15 protein-coding genes and 1 tRNA gene are annotated in these 18,391 nt (G+C 35.6%); 5 read left to right on the top strand and 11 right to left on the bottom strand.

Annotated elements, in window-relative coordinates:
* Positions 1–2: 2 nt before the first annotated feature.
* Positions 3–1,202, top strand: coding sequence for an ABC transporter permease (locus tag EM308_RS02560; protein WP_035639093.1), 1,200 nt, complete (start codon positions 3–5; stop codon positions 1,200–1,202).
* 219 nt (positions 1,203–1,421) lie between these two features.
* On the opposite strand, the gene dusB is transcribed toward EM308_RS02560, so the two are convergent.
* Positions 1,422–2,414, bottom strand: a complete 993-nt coding sequence (gene dusB, locus EM308_RS02555) for a tRNA dihydrouridine synthase DusB (protein ID WP_035639095.1) — start codon at positions 2,412–2,414, stop codon at positions 1,422–1,424.
* Positions 2,415–2,713: 299 nt separating this feature from the next.
* Between dusB and lepA the strand changes: the two genes are divergently transcribed.
* Positions 2,714–4,510, top strand: coding sequence for a translation elongation factor 4 (gene lepA, locus EM308_RS02550; protein ID WP_035639098.1), 1,797 nt, complete (start codon positions 2,714–2,716; stop codon positions 4,508–4,510).
* A gap of 151 nt (positions 4,511–4,661) precedes the next feature.
* On the opposite strand, the gene EM308_RS02545 is transcribed toward lepA, so the two are convergent.
* Positions 4,662–5,594 carry a 1-phosphofructokinase family hexose kinase gene (locus tag EM308_RS02545; protein ID WP_035639163.1) on the bottom strand — a complete coding sequence of 311 codons (933 nt, stop codon included), beginning with the start codon at positions 5,592–5,594 and terminating at the stop codon, positions 4,662–4,664.
* A gap of 222 nt (positions 5,595–5,816) precedes the next feature.
* On the opposite strand from EM308_RS02545, the gene thiL reads away from it, so the two are divergent.
* On the top strand, positions 5,817–6,863 hold the full coding sequence (gene thiL, locus EM308_RS02540; protein ID WP_035639101.1) for a thiamine-phosphate kinase: 1,047 nt from the start codon (positions 5,817–5,819) through the stop codon (positions 6,861–6,863).
* A gap of 51 nt (positions 6,864–6,914) precedes the next feature.
* Here the strand turns inward: thiL and EM308_RS02535 are convergent, their stop codons facing one another.
* The 5 genes from EM308_RS02535 to EM308_RS02515 all read right to left on the bottom strand — a co-directional run bounded on the left by EM308_RS02535 (position 6,915) and on the right by EM308_RS02515 (position 12,976).
* Positions 6,915–7,610, bottom strand: coding sequence for a response regulator (locus tag EM308_RS02535; RefSeq protein ID WP_035639104.1), 696 nt, complete (start codon positions 7,608–7,610; stop codon positions 6,915–6,917).
* Positions 7,610–9,658, bottom strand: a complete 2,049-nt coding sequence (locus EM308_RS02530; RefSeq protein ID WP_035639166.1) for a tetratricopeptide repeat-containing sensor histidine kinase — start codon at positions 9,656–9,658, stop codon at positions 7,610–7,612. The genes EM308_RS02535 and EM308_RS02530 overlap by 1 nt, the downstream gene beginning before the upstream one ends.
* Positions 9,659–9,759: 101 nt before the next feature.
* The gene (locus tag EM308_RS02525) at positions 9,760–10,038 is read right to left on the bottom strand and encodes a hypothetical protein (protein ID WP_051877853.1); all 279 of its coding nucleotides are present in this window, start codon (positions 10,036–10,038) and stop codon (positions 9,760–9,762) included.
* 175 nt (positions 10,039–10,213) lie between these two features.
* Positions 10,214–11,026, bottom strand: a complete 813-nt coding sequence (locus EM308_RS02520; protein ID WP_035639106.1) for a LytR/AlgR family response regulator transcription factor — start codon at positions 11,024–11,026, stop codon at positions 10,214–10,216.
* A gap of 408 nt (positions 11,027–11,434) precedes the next feature.
* Positions 11,435–12,976, bottom strand: coding sequence for a glycine--tRNA ligase (locus tag EM308_RS02515; protein WP_035639108.1), 1,542 nt, complete (start codon positions 12,974–12,976; stop codon positions 11,435–11,437).
* A 96-nt stretch (positions 12,977–13,072) separates the two neighbouring features.
* Between EM308_RS02515 and EM308_RS02510 the strand changes: the two genes are divergently transcribed.
* Entirely contained in the window at positions 13,073–13,756 is a 684-nt protein-coding gene (locus EM308_RS02510) for a ComF family protein (protein WP_035639110.1), read from the top strand.
* Between the two features lie 171 nt (positions 13,757–13,927).
* Here EM308_RS02510 and EM308_RS02505 read toward each other — a convergent pair whose 3' ends face one another.
* The 4 genes from EM308_RS02505 to EM308_RS02495 are packed head-to-tail and all read right to left on the bottom strand — an operon-like array spanning position 13,928 to position 18,104.
* On the bottom strand, positions 13,928–16,189 hold the full coding sequence (locus EM308_RS02505; protein WP_035639112.1) for a hypothetical protein: 2,262 nt from the start codon (positions 16,187–16,189) through the stop codon (positions 13,928–13,930).
* Positions 16,149–17,153 carry a hypothetical protein gene (locus EM308_RS02500; RefSeq protein ID WP_035639115.1) on the bottom strand — a complete coding sequence of 335 codons (1,005 nt, stop codon included), beginning with the start codon at positions 17,151–17,153 and terminating at the stop codon, positions 16,149–16,151. The genes EM308_RS02505 and EM308_RS02500 overlap by 41 nt, the downstream gene beginning before the upstream one ends.
* 19 nt (positions 17,154–17,172) lie before the next feature.
* Complete coding sequence (locus EM308_RS18150) at positions 17,173–17,343, bottom strand: hypothetical protein (RefSeq protein WP_197056144.1); 171 nt, start codon at positions 17,341–17,343, stop codon at positions 17,173–17,175.
* A gap of 2 nt (positions 17,344–17,345) precedes the next feature.
* Entirely contained in the window at positions 17,346–18,104 is a 759-nt protein-coding gene (locus tag EM308_RS02495; protein ID WP_035639118.1) for an enoyl-CoA hydratase/isomerase family protein, read from the bottom strand.
* A 127-nt stretch (positions 18,105–18,231) separates the two neighbouring features.
* Here EM308_RS02495 and EM308_RS02490 point away from each other — a divergent pair.
* Positions 18,232–18,305, top strand: a tRNA-Ala gene (locus EM308_RS02490).
* The last annotated feature ends 86 nt before the right edge of the window (positions 18,306–18,391 follow it).

The following is an 18,391-nucleotide window of genomic DNA, read 5'->3' as shown; positions in this document are numbered from 1 at the left end:
ATTTGAATTTCCCACTTTACATAGCCAAGCGTTATATTTTTAGCAAAAGTAAAAACAATGCTATCAATATTATTAACCGTATTGCCAGTATGGGGGTTATTGTGGGGGCGATGGCGTTATTTGTCGTGCTCTCCGTTTTTTCGGGTTTGAAGGAGTTTAGTCTTTCATTTACCAATGATATTGATCCCGATCTTAAAGTAAGTGCTACACTTGGAAAATCTTTTTTTGTTGTACCAAAACAGGAAAAAGAGATTGAAGGAATTGAAGGTATAGCTTCGTATTCTAAGGTGGTTGAAGAGCGGGTGCTGTTTACTTTTGCTGGAAAACAGGAAGTGACTTATCTAAAAGGGGTTGATTCTACTTATACGGCCGTTAGCCATTTTGACAAAAAAATATATAATGGAGAATGGCTCAAACCTAATACTTTCCAGGTTGTGGTGGGTTATGGTATTGCCCAAAAATTTTCGATGGGATTGCTTGATTATAAAAATGCTTTTGAGGTTTTTGTTCCAAGACCAGGGAAGGGAACGATAGAAAATCCGGAACAGGCTTTTAATTCGACAGATGTTTTTCCGGTGGGAATTTACGCCATAAGCGAAGATTTGGATTCCAAATATGTGTTTGCCGATTTGGGTTTGGCTCAGGAATTATTGGAATATAAAGACAATCAGGTTTCGGCTATTGAAATTAAATTAAAGAATGGTGCCGATGAAAGTGCGATCATTTCGAAACTGAAAACGATTTTCAAAAATAAAATTACCATAAAAAATAAGGAACAACTCAATGAGGCTTTGTACAAAATGCTGAATACCGAAAACATTGCCGTTTATCTGATATTTACGTTGGTGATTGTGGTGGCACTTTTTAATTTGATTGGTGCGCTTATCATGATGATTTTGGACAAAAAAGGAAATCTTAAAACGCTTTTTAATCTAGGTACTGGTATAAAAGATTTGCGAAAAATATTTTTATTACAAGGAACATTGTTGAGTGTTTTTGGTGGAATTATTGGGTTGTTATTGGGCGCCGCTTTTGTGTTTTTGCAGCAACAATATGAGCTGATAATGATAACTCCGACATTGGCTTATCCAGTTGTGTTTACAATGGAAAATGTGTTGATTGTTCTGGCAACCATTGTGACACTTGGTTTTATCTCTTCACTTATTGCAAGCAGCCGAGTGAGTAAAAAATTGTTGGATTAGGTTTCACCGCAAATTCGCAAATTATTTTATAGGCAATTCAGGGTAAACGCATGAGTTAATTTTCCCACGAATGCACGAATAAAATAGCTGCCTGATATGATTTTACTCCGCCTTGGGCGAAATTTCACACCCGAGTGACAGCGAACGGACGAAGTAAATTTAGAATCTTAAAAAAGAACTGTTAAAGACTTGAATTTGCGAATTTGCGGTGAAAAATTTTTACACCAACTCATAATCTAAATAAGCCTCTTTTATTTCGTCCAAATGAGAGAATAATTCTTCAGGATTGTCTAGAGTTACTAATTTCTGTCTATAGGTTTTGAAGGAATGAATTCCTTTGAAATAATTGGTGTAATGCGGACGTGTTTCTACTATTCCGAGGCGTTCTCCTTTCCATTGCATTGCCCAAGTGAGGTGATTGCGCACGGCTTCGACTCTATCTGAGACGGTGGGTTTTGCCAAGTGTTCACCAGTTTTAAAGAAATGTTTGATTTCGTTAAAAATCCAAGGATAACCAATGGCGGCACGACCAATCATTATTCCGTCGATGCCGTATTCGTTTTTATAATGTAATGCTTTTTCGGGGGAATCGATATCTCCGTTTCCAAAAATTGGCATCGTGATTCTAGGATTGTTTTTAACGCGGGCAATATGCGACCAATCAGAATGGCCTTTGTACATTTGGGCGCGTGTTCTGGCGTGAATACTTAGAGCGGCTACGCCAATATCTTGTAAACGCTCGGCAACTTCATCAATATTTATGGAAGAGTCGTCCCAACCCAAACGGGTTTTTACCGTAACAGGTAAATGGGTGCTGTCGATAACGGCTTTGGTTAACCGAACCATTAAATCAACATCTTTCAAAACTCCGGCGCCGGCACCTTTGCAAACTACTTTTTTTACGGGACAGCCAAAATTAATATCTATCAAATCAGGGTTTACGGTTGAAACGATTTTTGATGACAAAGCCATCGCTTCTTCGTCACCGCCAAAAATTTGAATTCCTACAGGACGTTCGTAATCGAAAATATCTAATTTCATTCTGCTTTTGATGGCGTCGCGAATTAATCCTTCGGAAGAAATAAATTCAGAATACATCAAGTCGGCTCCGTGCATTTTACATAATCTGCGAAATGGCGGATCGCTCACGTCCTCCATTGGTGCAAGTAAAAGTGGGAAATCTGGTAATTCTATGTTGCCTATCTTGATCATTTTCCTTGAAATTTTTTGCAAAATTACGTTTTTTCAACGAAAGGATAAAAAACTTAATGATAATAGGTTGTTAATGCTTTGATTTTGAATGTCATGAATGCCAATTGGCGGGTATAAATAGTACAATTTGAGAAGACTTTGGGCAAATGCTTGAGTTTCCTATTTTGAAACTTTGAAACTGTTTAATTTAGACTATATTTGCAGATTAATTGTCGCTAAGGCGTTTGCGTGAGATTTGAGATTAAGAGGAGAACAGCCAGTGGCTGTTCGGAAAAATATAAGTTTAGACATCATTATACATGAAACATATTAGGAATTTTTGCATTATTGCACACATTGACCACGGAAAAAGTACTTTGGCAGATCGATTGTTGGGGGCGACTCAAACGGTGACGGCTCGTGAGGAAAAGGCGCAGTTGCTGGACAACATGGACTTGGAGCGCGAACGTGGGATTACGATTAAGAGTCATGCCATTCAGATGGAATACAAATACAAAGGCGAGGATTATATCCTGAACCTGATTGATACTCCGGGGCACGTAGATTTTTCGTATGAGGTTTCCCGTTCGATTGCGGCTTGCGAAGGGGCGCTTTTGATTGTGGATGCAGCGCAAAGTATTCAGGCTCAAACGATTTCTAACTTATATTTGGCTTTGGAAAATGACTTGGAGATTATTCCGGTATTGAACAAAGTCGATTTGCCAAGCGCAAATCCAGAGGAAGTGAGCGATGATATTATTGATTTACTTGGATGTAAACTGGAAGATATTATTCATGCTTCGGGGAAGACTGGTTTTGGTGTGGAGAATATTTTGGCAGCAATTATTGAAAAAATTCCTGCTCCAAAAGGAGATAAAGAAGAGCCTTTGCAGGCATTGATTTTTGACTCACATTATAATCCGTTCCGAGGAATTGAGGTTATTTTTAGAGTAGTAAACGGAGAAATCAAGAAAGGTCAAAAAATTAAATTTATGGCAACCGGCAATGAATATTTTGCCGATGAAGTGGGGACATTGAAACTGAATCAGGTTCCTAAAAATGTGATTTCGACTGGAGATGTTGGGTATTTGATTTCTGGAATTAAAGAAGCCAAAGAGGTAAAAGTAGGGGATACGATTACCGATGCCAAAACGCCTACGACAAATATGATTACTGGTTTTGAGGATGTAAAACCGATGGTTTTTGCCGGAATTTATCCAGTTGACACTGAGGATTATGAAGATTTGCGTTCTTCGATGGAAAAATTACAGTTGAATGATGCTTCGCTAGTTTTTGTAGCAGAGAGTTCGGCGGCTTTAGGTTTTGGTTTCCGTTGCGGATTCTTGGGAATGTTGCACATGGAGATTATCCAGGAGCGTTTGGAGCGTGAATTTGATATGACTGTAATTACTACGGTTCCGAACGTTTCGTACCACGCTTTTACAAAAAAAGACCCCGAAACCATTTTGATTGTAAATAATCCTTCGGATTTGCCGGAGCCTTCAAGATTAGACCGTGTTGAAGAACCTTATATTAAAGCAACAATCATTACCAAAGCGGATTTCGTGGGTAATGTTATGAGTTTGTGTATTGAAAAACGTGGTCTGATTACCAACCAAACGTATTTGACAACGGAGCGTGTTGAATTGAATTTTGATATGCCATTGGCTGAAATCGTATTTGATTTCTACGATCGATTGAAAACAGTTTCTAAAGGATATGCTTCATTTGATTATTCACCAATTGGAATGCGAACTTCTAAATTGGTAAAATTGGATGTTTTATTGAATGGTCAAAATGTAGATGCTCTTTCGGCTTTGATTCACGAAGACAATGCTTATAACATTGGTAAAAAAATGACTGAAAAATTGCGTGAGTTGATTCCGAGACAACAATTTGATATTCCGATTCAGGCAGCAATCGGGGCTAAAATTATTGCTCGTGAAACGGTTAAAGCCTTGCGTAAAGACGTTACTGCCAAATGTTACGGTGGTGATATTTCCCGTAAACGTAAATTATTGGAAAAACAGAAAAAAGGTAAAAAACGTATGCGTCAGGTAGGAAACGTTGAAATTCCGCAAGAGGCGTTTATGGCTGTTTTGAAATTGAATGATTAATCCCCCTAACCCCCGAAGGGGGAATTGGAAAACATAGAGAAAACCTGATGATGAAAATTGTCAGGTTTTTTGTTTTATGATTTATTTTCATCGTTATACGTTGCAGAGACGTTGCAGTGCAACGTCTCTACGTCGTAACGTGTTTTAACGATTATTTATTCGTCAGCCAATCGAACAACCTTTGTGCATCGCTGCCTTTAAACAATTGCGTTCCTTCATTCATTGTGGCGGCAGAACCGCAGGCAACGCCCCAACGGATGACTTCTTTCAGGCTTTTATTTTGCGAAAGCGCCCAAACCATTCCGCCAACCATGCTGTCGCCGGCACCAACGGTGCTTCTTTTGGCTACATTTGGGGCTGGGACAAATTCATAATTGTCTTTGGTAACCAAAACTGCTCCTTGAGGACCAAGTGATACAACAATAATTTCGGCTCCGCCTTTGGCAATAATCTGTTTGGCGGCATCGTTTACTTCCTCCATTTCCAGTCGTTCAACACCTATTAGTTTTGCTAGTTCTCCCACATTTGGCTTGATGAGGAAAGCACCGGTCTGCAGCACTTTTTCCAAAGCTTCACCCGAGGTGTCCACTATTAATTTCGAATTGGATTTTTTTGCAATTTCGGCTACTTTTTGATAAAAATCCGATGAAATGCCTTCGCTTAGACTGCCGCTACCCACTAAGAATTTTGGCTTTAAGTTGGCTATAGCCTCGAGTACGGTTAGCTCTTCCTCATCTGTTATTTCTCCTCCAGTAAAACCAAAACGGTATTGTGAATTAGTATTATCATCTACGGCTACAAAACTTTCTCTAGTCCAGGATTGAACAGGTACGGCTTGATAAGCGATGGATTCTTTTGCAACCAATTCTTCCAGCATTTTTCCCAACGGACCTCCCGAAGTAAAGACTGCCAAGGATGAACCTCCCAAACGGGAAATCGCTTTGGAAACATTTATACCGCCGCCTCCGGCATCAAATCTAGGTTCGGAGCAACGTATTTTTTGTTCGGCAACCAAACCTTTAAAGTGGGTGCTTTTGTCCAAGGCCGGATTTACAGTCAGGGTTATGATGTCGTATGTGTTCATTTTTTGGAGTTTTAAACAATTAATATGTTTTATTTGGTCCAATACCTTTTTGTGTAATCGATATTGAATATTAAAGATGCGAAAAATATTGATAACCATTATTATAACTGCCAAAAAATCACTGTACTTTTAAATATATTAAGCCAATCAACTTTGTATCTTTGCACTTCAAAATTAATTTAATTAAAGGATGAGGTAGATGCCCCGTTCTTCGCAATAACTATGATTGAAGATAAAAACCCACAACGCACCAGTATAGCTCAATTAGGAGAATTTGGTTTAATTGACCATTTGACAAAAAATTTCGAAATCACACAGGCTTCTACCTTAAAGGGAATTGGTGATGATGCCGCAATTTTGGATTTTAAAGATAAAAAAGTGGTAGTTTCGACCGATTTGTTAATTGAAGGTGTTCATTTTGATTTGGCTTATGTGCCTTTGAAGCATTTGGGTTACAAAGCTGTAGTAGTCAATGTGTCTGATATTTGCGCAATGAATGCCAAACCGACTCAGATAACAGTTTCGATAGCGGTATCGAATCGTTTTCCATTGGAAGCATTGGAGGAATTGTACGAAGGAATTGCTCATGCAGCTCGAGAATATAAAGTGGATTTAATTGGTGGAGACACTACTTCTTCTCAAAAAGGATTAATCATTAGTGTTACGGTTTTAGGCGAAGCTGATGAAAGTGAAATTGTTTATAGAAATGGGGCGAAAAGTACTGATTTGCTAGTGGTTAGTGGTGATATAGGAGCCGCTTACATGGGTTTGCAAGTATTAGAAAGAGAAAAACAGGTTTTTCAGGTGAATCCAAATTCACAACCTGATTTGGATGCGTATGCTTATTTAATTGAGCGCCAACTAAAACCTGAGGCGCGAACAGATATTCGTACTTTGTTACACGCTTTGGAAATCAAACCAACGGCGATGATTGATATTTCCGATGGCTTATCTTCAGAAATTATGCATTTGTGCAAGCAGTCCGGTATTGGTTGTAATTTATATGAGGACAAATTGCCTTTGGATCCGCAGTTAATTAATGTTTGTGAAGAATTTAATATTGACAGTACTACTGTTGCTATTAATGGAGGTGAAGATTATGAATTACTCTTTACAATACCTATCGAAGATTTTGATAAAATAAAAGGAAACCCAAATTTGAGCATTATCGGTCATATGACGCAGGAAAGCGAAGGAGTACATCTGGTAACCCGAGCTAATACTAAAATTCCTTTGAAAGCGAGAGGCTGGGATGCAATAAGCGAGTAATAAACTTTTGATAAAACTAAAAAGCGACACTGAAAACGGTGTCGTTTTTTGTTAGAAAATAATTCCTTTAAGTTTTGCCTCGCGTATTAAATCGATATCACTTCCTTCTTCGATTTTAAATAATTCTTTTAGATTTACTTTTCTGCTTTCAATAGCGTCCAATGAAATGGGAACGTATTGTGGGATGTCTTTGATTTTTGTCCCTTTCGAAATATGGAATAAAATTAATTTGTCGAATTGATCGATTTCTTCACAATCACTATTGATTTGTTTGTCCATCTTAATCACGGAGTGGCTGTAATAGATTTCGTCTCTTAATATAATATCAAAACCAAAAAGCAATTCATCAAAAGTCAGATCATTTTTTATAACAAGTCCAGCGGGGTTTATGGTTTCAATTATGCTTTTTATTTTGAGTAATTCCGTGTACATCGTTAGCAGAATAATTTTGCAATTTGGCATCAAATCCATTAATAGTTTTGCCAAATCTTCTCCAGAAACAATTCCTTTTTCCTCAAAAGGCGGCATACTGATATCTAAAAATGCTATGTCAAAAGGCTTTGTTTCGGGATTTGAAATAATATTATAGCCCGACTCACAGTCTTTGCCTTGTGTAAATGAATAATCATAAACTTCGGGTTTGTAACGTGTAATGGCGTTTTTATACCCGTCGATTATAAAAGGATGGTCGTCTACTATTAAAATATTTTTTTTAATTAAATTTTCGACTTTTGAATCAACTGTCATTATGCTGTAGGTTTTGGTGTTTTTTTAATCGGGATTGTAACTGCAATTGAAGTTCCTTCTTCTTTTTTCGATTTTAGTTCAAGCGTTCCCTCGCATTCTATTGTTCTTGTTTTTATATTTTGGAGCCCAATGCCTTTTTTTGCTTTGCTAATACTGAATCCTTTACCATCATCACTAATCCTTAATTGCAAACTGAAATTATCTAGTTTTTTGAATTCTACTTTTATTTTTGTTGCATTTGCGTATTTATTGCAATTTTGAAGCGACTCCTGAAGAATCCTGTACAGATTAATCTTCACGGTATTGTCAATCATATCCCATTTTATTGAGGGATCAATATAGGCAACAAATTTAGTAGCATAGGTTTTTTTCTGCTCCTCAAACAGATTAGTGACAATTGCTACGAAATTATTAATTAATTCTGATTTTTCACGATTTAGGTTATGAGAAATTTCACGAATATCCTGTTCGATGTTTTTAAGCTCCGTAAGATAATTAAGCCGTCGTTCAATACCAGATTCGTCATTGATTTTATTTAAACTGTCCAGATTGATACGAATACCAAACATTCTGCCAAGAACTCCATCATGTAACTCTCTTGCAACTCTTTTTTTCTCTTCGATATTGTTTATTTCTATAGTGTTTTGCTGATTAATCAATAGATTATAGATTTCGGCATTGGCCTGCTGTTGCTGTTGTTTGAATAGTAGTTCGCGTTGCTTAACTTTTTGCAATTTGATGGTGTATAATAAAATTGCCAAGATTGTAGAAGCTCCAAAAATCAATAAAAGCTTTTTGTTTTGACCTTCTAGATTTGAATTTTCTACTTTTATTTCGTCAGTTTCATATTCTATTCGGGAAAATTTTTCTCCCATTTTTCGTTCCGCTTTTTGCAGGCGGTCATTGATAAGGATGTATTCATTGGAATAAACAGAAGCATTTTTTGGATCAACAGCTTTCATTTGTTTGAGAGGTTCCAAAATGCTTCTTAATCGATTTGTTTTATGAGATAAAACGAGAGCTTGTTTTGCATATTGGATAGCTTTCAAAGTGTCTTTTTGGGAAGCAAAATATTCTGATAATCGAGTTTTACTCAAAATTATTCCAAGTGAAACTTTTAAACTATCCCGGATTTTTAAAGCTTTATAAAATTGATCAGGGAGTCCCTCTGTTTCATTAAGTTTGAATTTTGCATAAGCAAAATTATCCAACAACATGGAGTATAATGCGGGCTTCTCTACAAATAGATTTTCTTGTTTTAACCCTTTTTCAAAATAGTTTTTGGCTTGTTTGTAGTCTTTTAAATTCAAATATACATAGCCTATATTGTTTAAAGAAGTTGCTCTTGATTGAAATTCTTTTGGGATTGATTGATCGTCTATGCTTTTTAATGCTTTGTTATGGAATTCCAGTGCTTTATTGTATTCTTCCCAATCATTATACAAAATGCCCAAAAGATTATAAGAATCATAAAGTAAATCATTGGCTTTTTCTCCTTTTATAGTTCGTAGTGCTTTGAAAACAGCTATTTCACTATTAAAGAAGTTGTTTTCATTGTATTGCAGATTGGCTTTACTAATAAGTGTCTTAGCAAGATTATAATTGTCATTTTTAGCAAGATACAGTTTTTCAGCTTTAAAATAACAGTAAAAGGCACTGTCTGAAATAGATTTCATACTATAATAATCACCTAAATAAGTATAGGCTTTGGCCATGCTGACGGAATCATTACTGTTTTTGGCACGTTCCAAAACCAGTTTGCTAGTTTTAAAATAGCCCTCCCAATCATTCATATTGTAATATCGATTTGCAATTTTAAATAAGTTAACTCTATTTAAAGAATCCTCTTTTTGATTGATGATAATTTCAAAAGCTTTGTGATTGTACTTTTGTTTCTCTTTTTTGGATAAATGAATATCATTGGCTAATGATAGATAGTTCGACAGGCTGTCTTCTGATGATATGGTATTTTGTTCTGATTTTTTTTTATTGGTACAACCAATTAGAAAAATCAAAAAGAATGATAATATGAAGGATTTTATTTTCAATAGTAGTTTTGTTTTCAACCAAAAATACTAAATCTTTTGATATAAAAAAAGGTAGTCAAATAAATGACTACCTTGATATTAGTTTATTTTTATAAGTGCTTTTAGTCCACTTTTCTGTTTCCTCCTGTTGATTGCCCTCCAGCTCCATCAATATATACATCAACTTTTCTGTTTCCTCCGGTTGATTGTCCTCCAGCTCCATCAATATAAACATCAACTTTTCTATTTCCTCCTGTTGATTGCCCTCCAGCTCCATCTATAGGTGAAATTAACATATTGTTCTGAGTTACTTTTATTCCAGTTGTAGTTTCTGGTGTAGTAAAAGAAGTTAATACCATTAATAGGCTAAATAATCCGATAGTTAGGGTCGCTTTTTTCATGATTTTAGTTTTTTTATATAGTTATAAGTTTTTGCAATTTTGGTTCCATTTTGCAGGAATTTCTTTTGTAAAACTACATAGCAAACTTTAATTTTTCTTACATGAAGAAGCTTTTGTGGTAACTGGTGCCCGTTTGTTAGTGAATGAATGTCAAATTATGGTAAATGGTTAGTTTTTAGATTTCTAGGTAATTATCATTGGAAAAATCGCTAATAATGAAATCTATATTTTTTTTGTAAGACTTTGAAAATGGGAGTTTTATGCTGGTATTCTTAATGTAACACAGCGAATTACCCGTGTGAATCCTAGAGATATGGTTGCGATTGATGATGTAGCTGTTGTGGATTCTAATAAAAGGATTTGTAAGAACGGCTTCAAAATGTTTTAAGGTTTTGAAAGCGGTAATTACTTCTCCGTTGCTTAAATGAATATCGGTAGAATTGTTGTCGGCCTGGAAAAAACAGATGTCTTTTGAATCAATATAACGGTGATCTCCATACGATTTAATACACAAAACCAGATTCTTTTTCTTGTTTGTGGTTTCTACAGTTTTGGTTAATGGAGTGCTTTCTTCTGTATTTGAGGATTGAATTAAAACAATTTCTTCATCGCAACGATTCTTTTTTAGTTTTAATGTCAGCTTTATGAAATCGATGTTCTTTAATGGTTTTATCAAATAATCAGTCACTTCGTACTGAATGGCTTCAAAAGCAAAATCTTTTTTGGAAGTTGTTATTATGATTTTCGGAATATGGTCTAAATACCTATATAATGCATTAATCAGGTTTAAGGAAAGGTCGCTTTTTTTGTCGGCCGGATCTATTTCCAGAAAAATTAATTTAGGTGTATGTTCTAAAATCAGGTCAAGTGCATCGGCATAATTATGGGCTGTTCCTATAAAGTGAAGCTCTGAAAAACTGTCAGCGATAGCTTTTGTTTTCAAAACACTTTCTGGATCATCGTCAATTATTATGTACGAATAATTCATTAATAGATTTCCTGTTTGGTTAGTTCATTATGAACTGTTTTTTTGGTAGATTATCGCTTTAGCGAATTATCAGAATTCATTAGGGCAAATGAAAATAATTAGCTAATTGTAATTTTAAAAATGGAAAAGATGCTATATCTCCAAAATAAAATTACATAAATCAATTTTTTTCAAACTTATTTGTTAATATCTATAAAATGAATGTTAATACATTGCGACAAACTGCAAAAAAACACGATGAACTGCATTTTTTTATTAAGGAAAAAGAATACAAACTATTTGAGTATCATTAAAATATGCCCGAATCAATAAAAAGAGACAATGGTTGTTTTATTAGAAAATAAATTATTTTAACAAAAAAAGTGCTCCTCAAAGAGAAGCACTTTCAAATGTATTATGATGTTGTGATTACATTTTCATCAACCAGTTTTTCATAGAAACTTCGTTTTCGATAATTGATTTCAAGTCGGCGATTTTTACTCGATCTTGTTTCATCGTATCTCTATGACGGATGGTTACCGTTTGATCTTCGATAGTTTGGTGGTCAACCGTGATACAGAATGGAGTTCCCAAAGCATCTTGTCTTCGGTAACGTCTTCCTACAGCATCTTTTTCGTCATAAGCCACATTGAAATCCCATTTTAAATCTTCGATGATTTTTCTTGAAATTTCTGGTAAACCGTCTTTTTTAACCAAAGGTAAAACGGCAGCTTTTGTAGGCGCCAAAACAGCTGGTAATTTCAATACTGTTCTTGTTGAGCCATCTTCCAAAGTTTCTTCTTTTAATGAAGTAGCAAAAACTGCCAAGAACATTCTGTCCAATCCTACTGAGGTTTCTACCACATACGGAACATAATTTTCATTTAGTTCAGGATCAAAATATTGTAGTTTTCTACCAGAATATTGTTCGTGTGCTTTTAAGTCAAAGTCTGTTCTGGAGTGGATTCCTTCCAATTCTTTGAAACCAAAAGGGAAGTTGAATTCGATATCGGCGGCAGCATTAGCATAATGAGCCAATTTTTCATGATCGTGAAAACGATAATTTTCTTTTCCTAAACCAAGAGATAAATGCCAGTTCAAACGGGTGGTTTTCCAGTGTTCGTACCATTGCATTTCTTCGCCTGGGCGTACAAAAAACTGCATTTCCATTTGTTCGAATTCACGCATACGGAAGATAAATTGTCTCGCAACGATTTCATTTCTGAACGCTTTTCCAGTTTGCGCAATTCCAAAAGGAACTTTCATTCTTCCCGATTTTTGTACATTCAGGAAGTTCACAAAAATACCTTGAGCCGTTTCTGGACGCAAATACAAATCCATTGCATTTTCTGCTGAAGCACCCAATTTGGTACCAAACATCAAGTTGAATTGTTTTACGTCTGTCCAGTTTCTTGAACCAGATTCCGGACAAGCAATTTCCAATTCTTCGATTAATGCTTTTACATCTTCTAAGTCATTGTTACCCAAAGAACGTCCCATTCTTTCCAGAATTTGTCTTTCTTTGGCTTTGTATTCCATCACTCTTGCATTGGTGGTCACAAATTCCTGTTCGTTAAAAGCATCACCAAAACGGGTACGCGCTTTCTCGATTTCTTTTTGCGCTTTTTGATTTAGCTTTTCAGCATAATCTTCAATCAAAACGTCTGCTCTGTAGCGTTTTTTTGAATCTTTATTGTCAATCAATGGATCGTTGAAGGCATCTACGTGACCTGATGCTTTCCAAGTAGTTGGGTGCATCAATATAGCCGCGTCAAGACCTACGATGTTTTCGTTCATTTGAACCATCGATTTCCACCAATATTCGCGTATGTTCTTTTTTAATTCTACTCCGTTTTGTGCGTAATCATATACCGCACTTAAACCATCGTACACTTCGCTGGACGGAAAAATAAATCCGTATTCTTTTGCATGCGAAACGACATTCTTAAATAAATCTTCTTGTTTTGCCATAGTGGTGCAAAAATATGAAAAGGGAAATAAAAAAAAGAAAAAAAATAAAGTTTAAAGTCGTGCTTTTCTTATTTTTATGGATAAATCAATTTTTTTATGATTAATTCGCTGATTAATTTGTTTTTCCCGAAGGTTTGTGCTGGTTGTAAATCATTTATAGGTACAAATGAATATTTAATTTGTACAGCTTGTAGGCATGAATTGCCGTTGACAAATCATCATTTGGACTCTGAGAATGAAGCATTCAAGAAATTTTATGGGCGAATTCCTGTTGAGCACGTTTCGGCTTTATTGTATTTCCATAAAAAGGGAATGGTTCAGGAAATGATTCACAGCCTAAAATACAAAGGGCATGAAGAAATTGGAAGTTTTTTGGGCGAATGGTATGCCGATTATTTAAAAGATTGTTCTGTTGTGAAACAAGCAGATGTGATTATTCCGGTTCCATTGCATAAAAAACGTTTAAAAGAAAGAGGTTACAATCAAGTTATGAATTTTGGTCTAGCCTTGTCCGAGAATTTTAAAATTCCGTTTGATGACAGTATTCTAATTCGAAAAGTATATTCTAAAACGCAATCTAAGAAAAATCTTTTGGGGAGGACAGAAGGAATTGAAACAGTTTTTGATGTTGCTTTCACAGCAGAAAACACCAATAAGCATTTCCTTTTGATAGACGATGTACTAACAACCGGCGCAACTCTCGAAGCCTGTTCAAGAGCCTTGTTGAAAATTCCCGGAGCCAAGATTAGTATTGTTTGTATGGCGATGGCTCATTCGTGAATATGTAAAATATCTTTTTTTGTACTAAAGGTCTTGATGTCGCGTGAGGGATGGAAGTAAGTTACCGAAGTAACACGGACAGCCCGACCCCGTTGAGGAAAGTGGTCGTATAAGCGGTGCTGTATGTTGGCCACTTTTCTCAACGGGGGGACGCCCAAATGAATTCAGAAATTATTTATTGACGTAGGTTTTGAAATACCCACATTCGTTGATGACTTCCTTATAATATTTTGTTTTGAAATAATTTGCCCTTAAATTTTTGAAACCTTGCCAAGCAACAAAATTATTTTTGTCATCCTGAATGTCCCAGGTGGATAAATTGAGCGAATAGTATTTTTTGTTGTAATAGTCGTTGCGCTCACATTTGGAAAGCATGTATTGGGCTTTGGCTTTTTGCTCATTGTTTTTGGCAGCGGCAAATGCTTTTTGGTAGTAGGCTTTCGCCAAAGTGCAATCGGTAATCATATTGCGAATCGGGTCTCTGAAAAAATCTGGAGTTGAGCCTGAGCCGGCTATTTTACTTTCGTAGAAAATCCTTCCGTTACCAAAATGGGTGATGTTGTAAAAAGCGTTTCCGAGCAAAATACTATTGTTATAGACATCAGTTTTTTTGGCAACATCATTTTGCATTTTTTGGATTGTGGTTAGGAATTCCAGAATCGTGATTTTCTTTTTTTGAGTTGCCTGATGATCGCAATCGTGACAGTCTTTGATGTTTCCTAAAAATGGATTTCCATAAAAAACAGTTTTTTGCATATTATCCGATTGATTCATAAAAGCAATGGCTTCGGGAATTTTGTTTTCAAAAGTGGCTTTAACACCTTGAAAATAATAGATGTCGCGAAGTTTTATTTCATAAGTAGCCGAGCCAATTTCTTCCATTTTGGTTTTGTTTGTTTTTGACAAAAAAGCCTTCATATCGAACAACTGTTTTTCATTGTCAAAGAAACCGGGATCATGGTTGAAAATTTCTGCCATGATGGTATTTTTTTGATTGCGATACAGTGCAGCCAAATAGCTTTTGCTCCACGAAGTAGCATTTTCAGAGCGGAAATTTTCAATGTTTTTTCCTGGTAATTCAAAATAGAGCCAAGATAAATCTACCAAAATGGTCTTTTCATTTTCCGGCGTTAGTTGGTCAATTTTGCTAAGATTGTTTACAAATCGCAACAATCTTACCTGATTGATTGCCAAAGGAGTTTGTGGTATTTTGCTTTCGGCTTTGTCAAAATTTTTGTCGGCTTGTTTGAAATTTCCGTTTAAGGTTTCAAGGTATCCGGCTGCCACATTCCATAAATAGGGTTTTAATGTTTTGTCCGATTCTGCAATTTTGCTAACCAAATTAATGGTTGATTTCGCAATACTGTCTTTGGTTCTTTTTTTGTTTTCGGCTACGGTTTTGTCTTTAAAATCGCGGTCTATTTTGTTTTCCTGATTGTTTATTAATCGGGTCAAAAGATAGTCAAGATGTGGGTTTTTGGGCTGCAGTTTATAGATTTCGGCTATGGCTTTTTCTTCGTCATTATAATAACCTTGAATTGCCCAAAGCGCTGCTTTTTCATCATCGCTTTTTGCCATTGCCAGAGATTGTTTCCAGTCTTTTTGTTCCTGCGGATGAAAACAATAGGCCGAAACTACCCGCATTGTTGGGCATTTATCAAAAACCTGACTGTAGAGATAATTGGATTTGGCATAGTTTTTTTGTTTGTATTCAATTCCTGCGATATAGGCCAAGGCTCTGTAATACAAGGTGTTTTTTGGCGCCGATTTTTGTGTTTGATTAAAGAAAGTGATTGCTCTTTCGGGTTTATTACTATAAAAATTGGATTTGATAACGAGGAACCAATACCTGTTTTTCAGAAAAGGATCTTTGTTGTCATTGTATTTTTTTTCCATTGATTTAATCCAATTGTCATCAGACAGGGTTGCATGTTTGACGGTTTCGTCATAATACCAAGAATCAAATTTTTGGGTAGAATAAGTTTCAATTATTTGTGCATCGTTCAAAAACAGTACAAAATCTTTTATTTTGCTGTCTGATAATTCAATTTTTTTGTTCCATTTTTCAACCAATTTATTTGATTTTCCGTTTTTGTAGTGGAGAACCAGATTTGCTACATCGGCACTGCTTGAATCGGTTAGGAAGAAAGCAAGGTCTTTCTCCTTGATTTTACCTTCCAAATAATCGGACCAGTCTTTGATATTTTCGGAGTTGAATCTTGTGGTATGTTCGGTATCATGACCTATTCCGTAGAAAAAATCTGAAGATAAGAAAAGTGGTGCATACGATTTGTCTACAAAAGTTTCGGGTGCGAAGTTGGAATCAAATGCCCAGCCCCAATCACCATCTGCGCAGGCATAAATAGTCCCGTAAATTAAAAGGGCAAGGGAGCTAAAAGCAATCAATAATTTCTTTAAAAATGCCTTCTTCATAATTGTTTAAATTAAAATCGTCCAAATCATAAAAGATAATTTCTTTTGGATTTTGACTACAGTTTTCATCAATAGTATTTGCCATTTCGAGCAAATCGGTTTTTGATATGTTTTCTGTTTTTATCTGATCGTTTTTTTTATAAAAAATACCGTTGTTAAAACTGGAATTTTTAACGGTAAACCAATTTGGTTTTGTAGGAACAAAATTACTGTTTTTTCTTAAATTATAGATGTTAATTTTACTTCTAAGACCTATTATTTTTCCTTCTCTAATATGAATTCCCCATGAATAAATAGGTAAGGCAATATCAAGAGGTAGCGGATAGTTTTTCAGACTTGCTACATAACGGTTGGCAATATTGTAAACATATATCGAATTTAGGGAATCAGTAGCAATTTTCCCCATATTATAATACATCAAAACACCACGATCTACATTTGGTATATTTGTTTTTTTAAAATATTTTATCTGATGAAGCCTTATGGTTGCTGATAGTTTTTTGTCGGAAACCTTTTTTATGGCTTCGATAAATCGTATATAATTGTCTTTGCTTTCTAGCGTCCAGTCGCAATCGATTTGGATTTCATTAATAGAAATGTTGTTTTTGTTGTTGATTTGCTGAATGAAATTATTTGTTTTTTGTGCCAAATCCAAAACATTCAATTTTTTGTCCAGCATGACTTTATTTTTAATGTACACTACCGGAACAATTTCAAGACCCGAAGTTGTTTCCTCAAAACGGATTGGAGTTCTAGGAAACGGTTTTTGGCTTGTTGGACTCAAATCAATATCAAAATACCTGATGTAAATTCTCTTGACTTGGTTTGTAGTCAGGGTGTTTTTTTCTTTTGGCGAAAGCCTGAAAATGGTCTTCCAATAATAAAATGAAATTTTGGGTTGTTCCTTTTGTTGACAGGAAATAAAAAAGCAGAGAATGGTACCTAGAAGAATTATTTTTTTCAAAAGAGAAGTTTTTTTAAGATTACTCTTTTCTGTTTTTAGCTCGATTGTAGGTCCAATACGCCAACAAAACCAATATGATAAATGGCAGATAAGAACCAATAAGTACACCAATTTGGTAGCCTTCATCAGGAGCATTTTTAATTTTTTCGTCTATGTTTGTTTTTTGAAGAAGTACTATAAAAGAGGTCATTATCATTTGATTAAGGCATTTTTTGTAAAATCAGACAGAACGAGTTTGCCCGAAATGGCTGCTCTTTCCTTTAATAATTTGTCCCAATGTGCTGTTCCTTCCCAAAAAACTTTTTTCATTTCATAAAGCGCATCGGGATTATAATTGGCTAGTTTTTTGGAGAAAGTTGTTATTTCTAAATCTAGTTCTTCCAGAGTATCGAATATTTTGGCATACAATCCTTTTTGGTGTGCCCAGGATGCGGTTTTCCATTCGTGTGCGGCCAAGGTCATTTCTGACATTGCTACTTTACCGATTTTTCTACTTACAGCAGGTTCAATGACAAATGGGCCAATTCCAATAGCCAATTCGGATAATTTTACAGCACTTTCCTGAGTGGCTACTGCGTAATCACAAGCTGCAATAATTCCGACACCGCCGCCAACGGCCTTTCCCTGAATGCGTCCGATGATTATTTTTTTGCAAGAACGCATCGAATTAATCAAATTGGCAAATCCGGAAAAAAAACGAGTGCCTTCATCGAGTGTGCTCACCGCAAGTAATTCGTCAAAGGAAGCGCCAGCGCAAAAGGCTCCGTTGCCTTCACTTTTTAAAACAATTATAGAAATATCCGGATTGTCACTCAAAAAGGTAAGTTCATTGGTTAGTCTATCCAGCAATACTCTAGGAAATGAGTTGCTAGCGGGATGTCCAAACTGTACTGTGGCAATTTTGCCTTCAATGGTTGTCAAGAGAGAACCTGTTTTGTCGGGAGTCAGCATAAGGCTTATTTTGACGTAAAGTTAAAAAAGTAACCGAAGTAAAATGTTATTTTTTGGGATTTAAAGAATAGTCTTTTTGAAATTTGCATATTTCTATAATTAAATGTTATATTTGCGCCATAATATTGGGGGATTAGCTCATTTGGCTAGAGCGCTTGCCTGGCAGGCAAGAGGTGACCGGTTCGAATCCGGTATTCTCCACGATAAAAACCTGCTGGATACAGCGGGTTTTTTTATGTCTTGTACAGAAAAAAAAGGGTGGTTTCCTAATTGATTTTAAATACTGA

This window comes from Flavobacterium gilvum (assembly GCF_001761465.1).
GTDB lineage: Bacteria > Bacteroidota > Bacteroidia > Flavobacteriales > Flavobacteriaceae > Flavobacterium > Flavobacterium gilvum.
The sequence above is the reverse complement of the archived record's forward strand: the minus strand, read 5'-3'. Positions and strand labels throughout refer to the sequence as shown.